Annotated in this window: 17 protein-coding genes; 9 read left to right on the top strand and 8 right to left on the bottom strand. The window is 69.1% G+C overall.

Annotated features, from left to right (window positions below; all coding sequences use genetic code 11):
* Positions 1-7 precede the first annotated feature (7 nt).
* Positions 8-376, bottom strand: coding sequence for a hypothetical protein (locus tag OL358_RS09195; RefSeq protein WP_264709676.1), 369 nt, complete (start codon positions 374-376; stop codon positions 8-10).
* 35 nt (positions 377-411) lie between these two features.
* On the opposite strand from OL358_RS09195, the gene aspS reads away from it, so the two are divergent.
* The 3 genes from aspS (at position 412) to OL358_RS09180 (ending at position 2,833) form a co-directional block, all read left to right on the top strand.
* Positions 412-1,770 carry an aspartate--tRNA(Asn) ligase gene (gene aspS, locus OL358_RS09190; RefSeq protein ID WP_264709675.1) on the top strand — a complete coding sequence of 453 codons (1,359 nt, stop codon included), beginning with the start codon at positions 412-414 and terminating at the stop codon, positions 1,768-1,770.
* Positions 1,767-2,549 carry a tyrosine-protein phosphatase gene (locus OL358_RS09185; RefSeq protein ID WP_264709674.1) on the top strand — a complete coding sequence of 261 codons (783 nt, stop codon included), beginning with the start codon at positions 1,767-1,769 and terminating at the stop codon, positions 2,547-2,549. Before aspS ends, OL358_RS09185 begins: the two co-directional genes overlap by 4 nt.
* A 104-nt stretch (positions 2,550-2,653) precedes the next feature.
* Positions 2,654-2,833: a YegP family protein gene (locus tag OL358_RS09180; RefSeq protein ID WP_264709673.1), complete on the top strand. Its 180-nt coding sequence runs from the start codon at positions 2,654-2,656 to the stop codon at positions 2,831-2,833.
* 70 nt (positions 2,834-2,903) lie between these two features.
* On the opposite strand, the gene OL358_RS09175 is transcribed toward OL358_RS09180, so the two are convergent.
* From OL358_RS09175 to OL358_RS09155, 5 genes are all read right to left on the bottom strand, one after another.
* Complete coding sequence (locus OL358_RS09175; protein WP_264709672.1) at positions 2,904-3,158, bottom strand: glutaredoxin family protein; 255 nt, start codon at positions 3,156-3,158, stop codon at positions 2,904-2,906.
* Positions 3,159-3,165: 7 nt separating this feature from the next.
* Positions 3,166-3,459 (bottom strand): rhodanese-like domain-containing protein, encoded by a 294-nt coding sequence (locus tag OL358_RS09170; RefSeq protein WP_264709671.1) that lies wholly within the window; start codon positions 3,457-3,459, stop codon positions 3,166-3,168.
* Positions 3,460-3,534: 75 nt separating this feature from the next.
* On the bottom strand, positions 3,535-3,633 hold the full coding sequence (locus OL358_RS09165; RefSeq protein ID WP_003792170.1) for a 30S ribosomal protein bS22: 99 nt from the start codon (positions 3,631-3,633) through the stop codon (positions 3,535-3,537).
* A gap of 81 nt (positions 3,634-3,714) precedes the next feature.
* On the bottom strand, positions 3,715-3,906 hold the full coding sequence (locus OL358_RS09160) for a helix-turn-helix domain-containing protein (protein ID WP_056121947.1): 192 nt from the start codon (positions 3,904-3,906) through the stop codon (positions 3,715-3,717).
* A 97-nt stretch (positions 3,907-4,003) separates the two neighbouring features.
* Entirely contained in the window at positions 4,004-4,933 is a 930-nt protein-coding gene (locus OL358_RS09155) for a TetR/AcrR family transcriptional regulator (RefSeq protein WP_264709670.1), read from the bottom strand.
* Positions 4,934-5,032: 99 nt separating this feature from the next.
* Here OL358_RS09155 and OL358_RS09150 point away from each other — a divergent pair, with 99 nt between their 5' ends.
* Both OL358_RS09150 and OL358_RS09145 read left to right on the top strand, forming a co-directional pair.
* Positions 5,033-5,950: an ATP-binding cassette domain-containing protein gene (locus OL358_RS09150; RefSeq protein WP_264709669.1), complete on the top strand. Its 918-nt coding sequence runs from the start codon at positions 5,033-5,035 to the stop codon at positions 5,948-5,950.
* The gene (locus tag OL358_RS09145; RefSeq protein ID WP_264709668.1) at positions 5,947-6,750 is read left to right on the top strand and encodes an ABC transporter permease; all 804 of its coding nucleotides are present in this window, start codon (positions 5,947-5,949) and stop codon (positions 6,748-6,750) included. Before OL358_RS09150 ends, OL358_RS09145 begins: the two co-directional genes overlap by 4 nt.
* Positions 6,751-6,752: 2 nt before the next feature.
* Here OL358_RS09145 and OL358_RS09140 read toward each other — a convergent pair whose 3' ends face one another.
* Positions 6,753-7,160 carry an ArsR/SmtB family transcription factor gene (locus OL358_RS09140; RefSeq protein ID WP_264709667.1) on the bottom strand — a complete coding sequence of 136 codons (408 nt, stop codon included), beginning with the start codon at positions 7,158-7,160 and terminating at the stop codon, positions 6,753-6,755.
* Positions 7,161-7,235: 75 nt separating this feature from the next.
* Here OL358_RS09140 and OL358_RS09135 point away from each other — a divergent pair, with 75 nt between their 5' ends.
* Complete coding sequence (locus OL358_RS09135; protein ID WP_264709666.1) at positions 7,236-8,675, top strand: TrkH family potassium uptake protein; 1,440 nt, start codon at positions 7,236-7,238, stop codon at positions 8,673-8,675.
* Positions 8,668-9,339 (top strand): potassium channel family protein, encoded by a 672-nt coding sequence (locus tag OL358_RS09130; protein WP_056121958.1) that lies wholly within the window; start codon positions 8,668-8,670, stop codon positions 9,337-9,339. The genes OL358_RS09135 and OL358_RS09130 overlap by 8 nt, the downstream gene beginning before the upstream one ends.
* A 353-nt stretch (positions 9,340-9,692) precedes the next feature.
* On the opposite strand, the gene proC is transcribed toward OL358_RS09130, so the two are convergent.
* A complete protein-coding gene (gene proC / locus OL358_RS09125) occupies positions 9,693-10,535 on the bottom strand; it encodes a pyrroline-5-carboxylate reductase (protein ID WP_264709665.1) in 843 nt (280 codons plus the stop codon).
* Between the two features lie 69 nt (positions 10,536-10,604).
* On the opposite strand from proC, the gene OL358_RS09120 reads away from it, so the two are divergent.
* Both OL358_RS09120 and OL358_RS09115 read left to right on the top strand, forming a co-directional pair.
* Positions 10,605-11,027, top strand: coding sequence for an ArsR/SmtB family transcription factor (locus OL358_RS09120; protein WP_264709664.1), 423 nt, complete (start codon positions 10,605-10,607; stop codon positions 11,025-11,027).
* A gap of 1 nt (position 11,028) precedes the next feature.
* Entirely contained in the window at positions 11,029-11,697 is a 669-nt protein-coding gene (locus OL358_RS09115; RefSeq protein ID WP_264709663.1) for an SRPBCC domain-containing protein, read from the top strand.
* The last annotated feature ends 78 nt before the right edge of the window (positions 11,698-11,775 follow it).

Genomic DNA, 11,775 nt, shown 5'->3' with positions numbered 1-11,775 from the left:
CCGGCCCTCAGCCGGACGGGACGCCGGCGGACGCGATGAATGCGCCGAGGAACCACGACCCGATGATGAACGGAACCGCGGCGAGCGGGACCCAGAACGCGAGCCTGCGGAAGGCCAGCATGAGGATCGTGGCGACGGATGCTGCGAGCAGCAGCACCCACGGCAAGGCGACGGCGGTGATCAGGCCGGTGCCGATGAGCTCCGAGTTGCAGTCCCGCACACCGCACGGGTCGGACGCCATCGCGAGGAAGAAGCCGAAGAACGACATCAGCGCCGCAAGGGCCGCCAGGCCCACGAGCAGGATCGACGAGACGACGACGTCCCACACCCGCACCGGCTTGCGCCCGGCGGGGCTTCGGAGGGCGGGAGACGTCACGGCGCCATCATATGGCCCCAGTAGACTGGCTTCTCATGAGTGAACGCGTCCTCGTCAAGCAGCTGCAGGGCCTCCCCGACGGTCAGGTCTCCGTCTCCGGATGGGTCGAGACCGTCCGCGATCAGAAGAAGGTCCAGTTCGTCATCCTGCGCGACGAGACCGGCGCGGTCCAGCTGGTCAATCCCGCCACCCGCCCGGTGGACCCCTCCGTGGCGGTGGAGCCCGCGGAACCCCAGGATGCCGCTGCACTGGCGCTCACCGACCTCATCTCGAACCTGTCGACCGGGTCGTTCCTGACGGTGACGGGCGAACTCAAGCACGACGAGCGCGTCAAGCTCGGCGGCGTCGAGATCAAGATCGGCGCGCTCGACATCGCCGCCACGGCGCTCCCCGAGACGCCGATCGCCGCCGACAGCGGACTCGACAAGCGCATGGACTGGCGCTTCCTCGACCTGCGTCAGCGCCGCAACAACCTGATCTTCCGCGTGCAGACCACGCTCGAGCACGCGTTCCGCTCGTACTGGATCGAGCGCGACTACATCGAGGTCCACTCGCCGAAGCTCATGGCATCGGCATCCGAGTCCAACGCCGAGCTGTTCGAGGTGCCGTACTTCGAGGAGAAGACCGCCTACCTCGCCCAGTCGCCGCAGTTCTTCAAGCAGATGGCGCAGGTCGCCGGCTTCGGCAAGATCTTCGAGATCGCCCCCGCGTTCCGCGCCGACCCCTCGTTCACGTCGCGACACGCGACGGAGTTCACGTCGGTGGACGCCGAGATCAGCTGGATCGACTCGCACGAGGATGTCGCCGCGATGCAGGAGGAGCTCCTGCAGACGGGCATCCAGGCGGTGAAGGACAAGCACGGCGCCGAGATCGAGGAGCTCTTCGGTCTCGAGGTGCAGGTGCCCAGCATCCCGTTCCCCCGCATCCCGCTGGCCGAGGCCCGCGAGATCGTGAAGGCGCGCGGCTACGACATCCCCCGCACCGACGGCGACCTCGACCCCGAGGGCGAGCGCCAGATCGCGGCGCACGTCGCGGAGACGTACGGACACCAGTTCGTCTTCATCACGGACTACCACCCCGAGATCCGCGCGTTTTACCACATGCGCAACGAGGAGACCGGGCTCACCAAGAGCTACGACCTGCTCTTCAACGGCGTCGAGATCACGACGGGAGCGCAGCGCGAGCACCGCGTCGACGTGCTCATCGAGCAGGCGGCGGAGAAGGGTCTCCTGCCGGAGCACCTCGACTTCTACTTCGACTTCTTCCGCTACGGCGCCCCGCCCCACGGCGGGTTCGGCATGGGTCTGGCCCGCGTGATGATGCTGCTGCTCGGCCAGGACTCGATCCGCGAGGTCACCTACCTGTTCCGCGGCCCGACACGTCTCGCCCCGTGATCCCCGGGCTGCAGAACTTCCGCGACACCGGTGGCACTCCGCTGCGCGACGGCGGCGTAACGCGGGAACGCGTGCTCTTCCGCTCCGAGGCCCTGACGGGGCTCTCCGCCGAGGCGCTCGACGCGCTGGCGGCGTCCCCCATCGGCGTGATCGCCGACTTCCGCACCGACATGGAGCGCTCGATGGCGCCCGACGTGCTGCCTTCCGACCGCCCGTTCGACGTCGTCGAGCTGCCCTTGCTCGAGGGCGCGATGACGGGGCTCGCGCAGAGCGCCGTGACGGCATCGGATCCCGCGACGGCACAGGCGGCGATCGCCGCGGCTCTCGCGCAGCTGCCCTCGCTCGGCGACCTCTACATCTCGATGCTCGGCGGCGGCGCGGCATCCTTCGCCGAACTCGCCCGGCTCGTGGCCGCCTCGAACGACGACGCCCCGACCGCGGTGCTCGTGCACTGCACCGCGGGCAAGGACCGCACCGGAGTATCGGTCGCGCTGCTGCTCGATGCCGTGGGCGCCGACCGTGCGGCCGTGGTCGCCGACTACAGCTCGTCGGCGGGCAACCTCGCCGGACCGTGGGCCGACCGCATGCGGGCGATGATCACGGGCATGGGCGTGCCCCTCACGCCCGCCATCGACGAACTCGTGACGGGCACGCCGCCCGAGGCCATCGAGCAGGCGCTCGCCTGGATCGACGACCAGGGCGGATCGGCCGACTACCTGCGGTCGGGCGGCCTCACCGAGCTCGAACTCGCCGCACTGCGCGCGCGCCTCATCGCCTGAGCTCCCCTACCGCGCGTCGCACCCCCGCCGATAGTTTGAGCGTGGCGTGACACGCCGGCGTCGGCGGTGGGACCGACGTCTCGCACGATCGAAGGGTGTTCCCAATGGCGGGCAAATTCGAGCTGTTCACCGACAAAGGTGGCCAGTGGCGCTTCAACCTGAAGGCGTCCAACGGCGAGGTCATCGCATCCAGCGAAGGCTATTCGTCCAAGTCCGGCGCACTCAACGGCATCGAATCGGTCAAGAAGCACGCGGCCGACGCCGAAGTCGTCGAGCGCGACTGACCGCAAGCAGAAAGCGAAGGGGCCCGCCATGCGGGCCCCTTCGTCATGCCTGGCGGCATCGGACCGCGTCTCAGGAGCCGGCGGCCTCGAGCGCAGAGCGCAGGCGGTCGGGCGACACGCGCCAGTGACCGTGGAGCGTGCCGTCGATGAGCACGACCGGAATCTTCTCCCACCACTGCGCGTAGAGCGCGGGATCGTCGGCGATCGAGAGCTCCTCGATCTCGACGGCGTCCTCGGGCAGCTCGGCGACGACGGTCTCGACGACCTCGCGGGCGACGTCGCACAGGTGGCAGTCGGGCTTGCCGATGAGGGTGAGGGTCGTCACGTCCGGCTCACTGCTCGACCGGATACCCGGCCGCGATCCATTCGTCGGTGCCGCCGTCGACGTTCGTCGCGTCGTAGCCGCGGGCCAGCAGAGCCTCGACCACGCGACCCGAGCGGCCGCCGACCTTGCAGATGACGGCGAACGCGCCGTCGGGCAGCGCATCGAGGTGCTCGCCGATCGTCGACATCGGCAGGTTCACGGCGCCGGGAACGCGACCGGACTCGAACTCCCACGTCTCGCGCACATCGATGACGGGAATGTCGGGCTGCTCACGAAGCTGTTGGACGGTGATCGACGGCATGGCGTCTCCTTCTGCGGGCGAACGGCGGATACACGAAGCGCCCGTCCGAAGACAGGCGCTTGGTGTCGATGCCGCTTACTTCTTGTTGCGGCGCTGGTGGCGCGTCTTGCGAAGCAGCTTGCGGTGCTTCTTCTTCGCCATGCGCTTGCGGCGCTTCTTGATGACTGAACCCACGGAAAACCTCACAATGTCGGGGTCTGGGCGCGAATCTCGCGCGCCCGGGAACGGGCAGATCGAAAAATGCCTCGTGACAGTCTAGCCGACGTCGGCGATAGGCCGTTGCAGGGCAGCCGTGACCGCCGACTCGGGCACGCGATAGCTCCGGCCGAAGCGGACGGCGGGCAGTTCGCCCGAGTGGACGAGTCGATAGACCGTCATCTTCGAGACGCGCATCAGCTCCGCGACCTCGGCGACGGTGAGGAAGCGCACGTCAGGCAGCTCCGTCATGTGATCCCTTTCCCCAGAAGTGCTTGCCACACTCTAGAGCGTGGGAGGGACGCATGTAAACCTGTGTGACCAGTGAGAACTCTGGGACTCGAACGAGTCAGCCGTCCGTCCTCTGCCGCGAGCGACGGTCACGGGCTTCGCGGGCGGACTGGCGCAGCATCCGACGGGCGTCCCGCAGGCCCTTCTCCGCCTCTCGCACGGCCTTCCGCGCCTCGCGATAGCGCTTGTCGTCGGCGATCTCCGCGTCGTCCAGTCCGTGCCACGGTGCGCGGGCCGGCCGATCCCCCGCCGCCACCGCGTCGAGGTACCGCGCGACGCCGTCGAGGCTGCGCTCGAGACCGAAGGTGAACGGGTCCGATTCGTCGAGGAACGCCCCGGCATCGATCGCCTCCCGCAGCGCCGGATACGCGTCGGCGCTGATGAGCGAGCGGAACAGCGCGTCCTCGTAGCGCGTGAGCTCGTCACCGGCCACCCCGCGCTCCCGCTCCAGGTGCACGTAGCCGGCCAGCACGATCCCGGTCCAGCGCGCCGATCCGGTCACGATCAGCAGCACGGCGAGCCGCTCGTCGTAGGTCAGCGGCGTCTCGGACAGGGCGCGGAGTCCGGCATCCATCCACGCGGCGCTGTTGGGGGTGGAGGGGATGCCGCGGATGGGCACGTCGAGGACCCACGGATGCCGCAGATAGGCCTGCACCTGCTCGCGGTAGAGCGCCTCCAGCTGGGCGCGCCAGTCCCCCGCGGTGCGGCTCTCCTCCGTCGGCAGCCCGGTCGCCTCCTCCTGCATGAGCAGGACGAGGTCCTCTTTCGCGCTCACGTAGCGATAGAGCGACATCGGCGTGTAGCCCAGTCGCGCGGCGACGGCGGCCATCGAGACCGCGCCGAGGCCCTCGGCATCCGCGATCTCCATCGCCGCCTCGACGATGCGCTCGACGCTCATCTCGCGTTTGGGTCCGCGCTGCGGGTTCGCCGCGACGCCCCACGCCAGCGCGATGCCGCGCGGGAGCTCGGGTTCTTCGGCCTCGGTCATGTTCGTCAGTCTAGGACTGTTTACGACGTAAACAGTGTGTTACCGTCATAAACAGTTTGCGGCATACACAGTATGCCCACGACCACGAAGGGACACATCATGGCGACCGACCACCACCACCCGTCCGCGATCGAGGTCCGCGGGCTGCGGAAGTCATTCGGCGGGCAGACCGTGCTCGACGAACTCGATCTCACCGTCCGGCGCGGCGAGGTCTTCGCACTCCTCGGCCCCAACGGCGCCGGGAAGACGACCACCATCAACGTGCTGACGACCCTCGCCCGCCCCGACGCCGGCACCGCCGAGGTCGCGGGCGTGGATGTCGCGCGCAACCCCGAGGGCGTGAAGCGCCGCATCAGCCTCACGGGACAGTCCGCCGCCGTGGACGACGTGCTCACCGGTGCGGAGAACCTCGAGATGCTCGGGCGTCTCTCGGGGCTCTCCACGCGTGCTGCCCGGCGCCGAGCGACCGACCTTCTCGAGCGATTCGACCTGGCGGATGCCGCGACCAAGCGGGTGAGCGCCTACTCCGGCGGCATGCGCCGTCGACTCGACCTCGCGCTGAGCTTCGTGGTCACGCCCGAGGTGCTCTTCCTCGACGAGCCCACGACGGGCCTCGACACGCGCAGTCGCCGCGAGCTGTGGGACGTCATCCGCTCCCTCGCGGAGGCCGGCACGACCGTGTTCCTCACCACGCAGTACCTCGAGGAGGCCGACCAGCTCGCCGACCGCATCGCGGTGCTCGACGGCGGCCGGATCGTCGCGACCGGCACGGCCGCGCAACTCAAGGCGCGGGTCGGCGGAGACACCGTCGAACTCCACGACGACCACGGCGACCTGCTGCGCGAGGTGGCCACCGACGGCACCGTGTCGGGTCTCCGCGCTGCCCTCGACGTGCTCGACGAGTCGGGTGCCGAAGGAGTCGTCTCGCTCAGGCGCCCGAGCCTCGACGACGTGTTCCTGACACTGACCGCATCCGATTCGAGCCGCACCGCGGCATCCGTGAAGGTGATCGCATGACCGCCCTGGCCCCCGACGCGCCCGCCCTCCGGCCCCGCATCGGCGGGCTCACCGCCGAGTCCGTGTTCCTCGGACGGAGCCTGCGGCACTCGCTGCGCGACGGGGAGTCCGCCCTCATGGCAGTGATGCTGCCCGTCATCATCATGCTGCTGTTCACCTACGTGTTCGGCGGCGCGATCGATCCCTCCGGCGGATACGTCGACTACGTCGTGCCCGGGATCATCCTGCTGTGTGCCGGGTTCGGAGCATCCAGCACGGCGGTCTATGTGGCGAGCGACATGAAGGCGGGCATCATCGACCGCTTCCGCACCATGCCGGTGCGGGCGAGCGCCGTCCTCACCGGGCACGTCATCGCGAGCCTGCTCCGCAACCTCGTGGCCACCGGACTCGTCGTCGGCGTCGCGCTGCTGGTGGGCTTCCGCCCGACCGCCGATCTGTGGGGCTGGCTCGGTGCGCTCGGCATGATCGTGGTCTGGATCCTCACGATCACCTACCTGTTCGCAGCGCTGGGGCTCGCGTCGGGGAGTCCGGAGGGCGCCAACGCCTACGGGTTCATCATCCTGTTCCTGCCCTATCTCTCGAGCGCGTTCGTGCCGGTCGATACCATGCCCGAGTGGCTGCAGTGGGTCGCCGACAATCAGCCGGTGACGCCGGTCATCGAGACGATCCGCGGGATGCTGATGGGCACGCCGATGGACGAGGGCCAGGCCTGGTGGGGCGTCGGCTGGTGCCTTGCGATCCTCGTGTTCGCGGTCGTGTGGGGCGCGTGGCTGTTCCGGAGGAAGGCGGGGCGCCGCTGAGCTCAGCGCCCGGGGAGCTTCTTCAGGGCCGTGGCGACGGCGTGCTTGGCGGATGCGGCCGCCCGGCCGACCACCTCGGCAGCGTGCGCCGCCGAGTCCGGCAGGGTCGAGCCGTTCGCACTCGCGAAGTCGTCGTCGTCGCCCAGGAAGGGGACGAGCCAGTCGTCGACCTCGTCGAGGGGCGCGGCCGAGAGGCTGTAGTAGCGGTGCTGCCCCTCCTCGCGCACCGAGACGAGGTGGGCCTCCCTGAGCACCTTGAGGTGCTTCGATACGGTGGGCTGGCTCGCGCCGAGTTCGCTGACGATGTGCGAGACGCTCGTCCCCCGTTCGCCGGCGGTGGCGCGATCGAGAAGGAGCCGCAGGATGTCGCGACGCGTTCCGTCCGCGATCACGTCGAAGATGTCCGCCATGTGCTCAGATTAGTCATGCGGCCCGCGGAGTACCATGAGGACGACCGCCGGACCGTCGCATAGGGAGGACCCCGCATGTCGGATGGCCCGCGCGTCTTCGGCGTCGGACGCCTCCGCGCTCTCGGTCATGGGGTGGTGGAGTTCTTCCGCGATCTCACCCAGCGATCGCCCGCCCGATTCGCGATCATCATCTTCCTGTCGCTGATCCTCGTCTTCACCGGACTCTTCTCCCTGCCCATCGCCGCGGCGGACGGACAGGTCACCCCGTTCGCGGATGCGTTCTTCACCGCGGTGTCGACGATCTGCGTGACGGGCCTGTCCACGGTCGACATGGCGACGCACTGGTCGCCGTTCGGCCATGTGCTGGTATTCGTGGGCGTGCAGATCGGCGCCCTCGGTGTGCTGACGCTCGCCTCGATCCTCGGGCTCGTGATCTCGCGGCGGCTCGGCCTGCGCGCCAAGCTGATCGCCGCGAGCGATTCGAATCCGCTGCGCACCCACGGCGGCCCGGTCAACGAGGGGCAGACCGTGCAGCTCGGTCAGATCGGTGCGCTGCTGGCAACGGTCGCCCTCTCCACGCTCGCGATCGAGGCGATCGTGGCGATCCTCCTTTATCCGGGGCTCATCGTCGCGGGCGTGCCGTGGGATGTCGCGCTGTGGGAAGCCCCGTTCTACGCCGCGATGGCGTTCACGAACACCGGGTTCACGCCCAACGCCGAGGGTCTGGAACCCTTCGCCCAGGACTACTTCTTCCTCACCGTGCTGATGTTCGGCGTGTTCCTCGGATCGATCGGCTTCCCGGTGATCTACACGCTGCGCAAGCATCTGTGGCACGTGCGGCGGTGGTCGCTGCACACCAAGCTGACGCTCATCACGACGATCGCCCTGTTCTTCGCCGGCGGCGTCGCGTTCCTCATCCTGGAGTACGACAACCTCCTCACTCTCGGACGTCAGGACGCGTGGGACACCACGTTCCAGGCCTTCTTCCTCTCGGCGATGACCCGATCCGGCGGCTTCTCCCTGCTCGACATCGGCGAACTCAACCAGTCGAGCCTCCTCGTGGGCTGCATGCTCATGTTCGTCGGCGGCGGGTCCGCCTCGACGGCGGGCGGCATCAAGGTGACCACCCTCGCGATCATCGGCCTCGCGGTGTGGTCCGAGGCGAAGGGGCGTGCCGCGAACCAGGTGTTCGGCCGCCGCATCCCGAGCGATGTGCTGCGCGTCGCACTGTCCGTCGTCGCGTGGGGGGCGACCATCGTCGCGATCTCGACGATCACCCTCACGCAGATCACGAAGGCCGAACTCGGCGATGTGCTCTTCGACGTGATCTCGGGCTTCGCGACCGTCGGCCTCTCCACCGGACTCACCGCCGAGCTGCCCGACAGCGGCATCTACGTGCTCGCCATCACGATCGTCATGGGTCGCGTTGGTACAGTGACTCTCGCCGCGGCCGTGGCCGCGTCATCCCGATCGCAGCTCTACTCGCTGCCCGTGGAAAGGCCGATCGTTGGTTGAACGGATCCGCAGCGACGCTCCCGTCCTCGTGATCGGACTCGGGCGCTTCGGCGCCGCGTGCGCCGGCGAGCTGGACCGACTCGACCGCGAAGTGCTCGCGATCGACGAGAGCCTCGAGCTCGTGCAGAAGTGGTCGGAGCGCGTGACCCACACCGTGCAGGCCGATGCGAAGAACATCGACGCGCTCAAGCAGATCGGCGCGCAGGACTTCCAGGTCGCCGTCGTGGCGGTCGGGTCGTCCATCGAGGCATCCGTCCTCATCACCGCCAACCTCGTCGACCTCAAGGTGCCGCAGATCTGGGCGAAGGCGGTCTCGCAGTCGCACGGCAAGATCCTCGCCCGCGTCGGCGCGAACCACGTCATCTACCCGGAGCGCGAGGCCGGCGAGCGCGTCGCGCACCTCGTGAGCGGACGGATGCTGGACTTCATCCGCTTCGACGACGACTTCGCGCTCGCGAAGCTGTACCCGCCGAAGTTCATCCGCGGCGTCGGCCTCAACGAATCCGGCGTGCGCACGAAGTACAACGTGACGGTCGTCGGCGTGAAGAGCCCCGGCAAGCCGTTCCGCTACGCCGAGGCGAACACCGTCGTGACGAACCACGACCTCATCATCGTCTCAGGCACGAACTCCGACATCGAGCGCTTCGCGGCGCTCGACCGCTGATCCCGCGCCGAGCGAATGGTTTACGGCCGAAGAGCCACACCTTCCCATTCGCGTATGTGAGTTGATGCTCACAAACCCGCGTGGGTGAGCGCGAAGTCACATCGGGCCGTGTGAGCGCTTCGCGGCGCTCGACCGCTGGTCCCGCGCCGAGCGAATGGTTCACGGCCGAAGAGCCACACCTTCCCATTCGCGTATGTGAGTTCATGCTCACAAACCCGCGTGGGTGAACGCGAAGTCACATCGGGTCATGTGAACGCGAAGTCACATCGGGCCGTGTGAGCGCGAAGTCACATAGTCGATCGGCAACATGCGAGATCCGCACGCACTCGATGTCCGTCGCTCGCCGGCGGCGCCTACGCGCCAGCGGCCAGCTCCTTCGCCCGGGCGAGGGCGGCGGCGGTCGCGGCGGCGAACGTCTCGTCGAGGCGGGCCTCCTGCAGCACGGCGACGGCACGCTCGGTCGTGCCCTTGGGGCTCGTGACGCGGCGACGCAGCTCCGCGGGATCGTCCTCGGATGCCGCGAGCAGCGCCGCAGCGCCGATGAACGTCTGCTCCGCCATGAGTCGGGCGTCGGCCTCGCTGAAGCCCTGGCCGATCGCCGCCTTCGTGAACTCCTCGACCACGAGGAAGAAGTAGGCGGGGCCCGAGCCGGAGATCGTCGACAGGGGGTCGATCTGCGCCTCCGGCACCTCGATCACCGTGCCGACGGTCTCGAAGAGCCGCCGCACGACGGCGGTCGCCTCGGCATCGGCGTGGGTCCCGGCAGCGAGTCCGGTCACGCCCTTGCCGACCAGCGACGGGGTATTGGGCATCGACCGCAGGACCGCGACGTCGTCGCCGAGGATCGACTCGAACGTCGCGATCGTCACGCCGGCCGCGACGCTCACGACGACGGTGCCCGGTCGCAGGACGGGTGAGATCTCGCGCAGCAGGTCGGGCACCATCGCGGGCTTCACGCCGATGAGCACGACGTCGGCCGAGGATGCGGCATCCGTGTTCCCCGCAGGACGCTCTTCGAGGGCGATGCTGGTCACACCCTCCAGCGCGGCGAGCGCGGCGGCCTTCTCGGCGGTGCGGTTGGTGACCGTCACGCCGCCCTCCGCGAGCCCGGACCGCACGAGGCCGTGGAGGATCGCGCCGCCCATGGACCCGGCTCCGAGGATGGCGATGGGCGGGAGTGCACGGGTGTCGGTCATGGCGCCAGTCTACGATCGGCAGATTGATTGCATCTTGACTTATATAAGCTAAGACGCAATCATTGGGTCGTGCACGCGCTCGATATCCTCGGAGACCCGGTACGGCGGCGCATCCTCGAACTCCTCGCGGATGGCGAGCGCAGCGCCGGCGACATCGGCGAGGTCGTGCAACGCGAGTTCGGCATCTCGCAGCCCGCGGTGTCGCAGCACCTGCGGGTGCTGCGGGAGTCCGGCTTCGCGAACGTGCGCCCCGACGGAACGCGCCGCCTGTATGCGCTCGAGCCCGACCCGCTGGCGGCGGCAGCAGCGTGGTTCGATCCGTTCCGCCGCTTCTGGCAGCCGCACCTCGACGCGCTCGGCACCGAGCTGGCGCGCGGGCGCCGCACGCGGCGGCTCGCGAACCTTGCGGAGGAACCCGTGACAGCCGGCACCGAGAAGACCGACGCCGAGAAGACCGACGACACAGACAGCACCGAACCCCTGGAGGAATGACATGGTCGACGTACAGCGACAGCTCGACGCGGTGACCCGCGAGGTCGTGGCGCGCGAGATCGACGGCGCGCCATCGCACGTGCAGACGCTCGCGCAGACGTATCCGTCCCCGATCGAGGACGTGTGGGATGCCGCCACCAGCGGCGAGCGCATCGCGCGGTGGTTCCAGCCGGTCTCCGGCGACCTGCGCCTGGGTGGCAGATACCAGATCGAGGGCAACGCCGGCGGCGAGATCCTGGAGTGCGCCCCGCCGTCGGCCGGTTCGGCGCACTACACCGCGACGTGGGAGTACGGCGGCGGCGTGACCTGGCTCACGGTGACCCTCACCGCGGACGGCGAAGACGCGACCCGCTTCGAGCTGAAGCACACGGCGCGGGTCGGCGACATCCCGCCCGGGTTCTGGGACACCTTCGGACCCGGCGCTACCGGTGTCGGCTGGGACGGCGGCCTGCTGGGCCTGGCGCTGCACCTCTCGGGCGCCGGCGACGGACCGAGCCCGGCCGAAGCGGAGGCCTGGGCGACGACCGACGAGGGCATCGCCTTCTACCGGGGTGCGGCCGACGGCTGGGGCGCGGCGCACGCCGCCTTCGGAGCGGATGCCGCCACCGCCGCGCGCGCGGCCGACCAGACGTTCGCGTTCTACACCGGCCAGGCTCCTGCGGGCGACTGAAGGGCCGAGTCGCACGAGGGCGACTGGCGCGATGCCCCGGGGATATCATCGAGACATCGGGGGCGCGGGCGCCTCCGG

This window comes from Microbacterium sp. SSM24 (genome assembly GCF_025989145.1).
Lineage (GTDB): Bacteria > Actinomycetota > Actinomycetes > Actinomycetales > Microbacteriaceae > Microbacterium.
Note: the sequence above shows the minus strand (reverse complement) of the source record. Positions and strands in the feature narration are given on the sequence as shown.

Excerpts from the sequence above, each read along its gene's own strand:
- aspS (WP_264709675.1), top strand. The coding sequence starts at position 412 with ATGAGTGAACGCGTCCTCGTCAAGCAGCTGCAGGGCCTCCCCGACGGT.
- OL358_RS09150 (WP_264709669.1), top strand. The coding sequence starts at position 5,033 with ATGGCGACCGACCACCACCACCCGTCCGCGATCGAGGTCCGCGGGCTG.
- proC (WP_264709665.1), bottom strand. The coding sequence starts at position 10,535 with ATGACCGACACCCGTGCACTCCCGCCCATCGCCATCCTCGGAGCCGGG.
- OL358_RS09160 (WP_056121947.1), bottom strand. The coding sequence starts at position 3,906 with ATGACGGAGCTGCCTGACGTGCGCTTCCTCACCGTCGCCGAGGTCGCG.
- OL358_RS09155 (WP_264709670.1), bottom strand. The coding sequence starts at position 4,933 with ATGACCGAGGCCGAAGAACCCGAGCTCCCGCGCGGCATCGCGCTGGCG.
- OL358_RS09115 (WP_264709663.1), top strand. The coding sequence starts at position 11,029 with ATGGTCGACGTACAGCGACAGCTCGACGCGGTGACCCGCGAGGTCGTG.
- OL358_RS09135 (WP_264709666.1), top strand. The coding sequence starts at position 7,236 with ATGTCGGATGGCCCGCGCGTCTTCGGCGTCGGACGCCTCCGCGCTCTC.
- OL358_RS09170 (WP_264709671.1), bottom strand. The coding sequence starts at position 3,459 with ATGCCGTCGATCACCGTCCAACAGCTTCGTGAGCAGCCCGACATTCCC.
- OL358_RS09140 (WP_264709667.1), bottom strand. The coding sequence starts at position 7,160 with ATGGCGGACATCTTCGACGTGATCGCGGACGGAACGCGTCGCGACATC.
- OL358_RS09180 (WP_264709673.1), top strand. The coding sequence starts at position 2,654 with ATGGCGGGCAAATTCGAGCTGTTCACCGACAAAGGTGGCCAGTGGCGC.
- OL358_RS09145 (WP_264709668.1), top strand. The coding sequence starts at position 5,947 with ATGACCGCCCTGGCCCCCGACGCGCCCGCCCTCCGGCCCCGCATCGGC.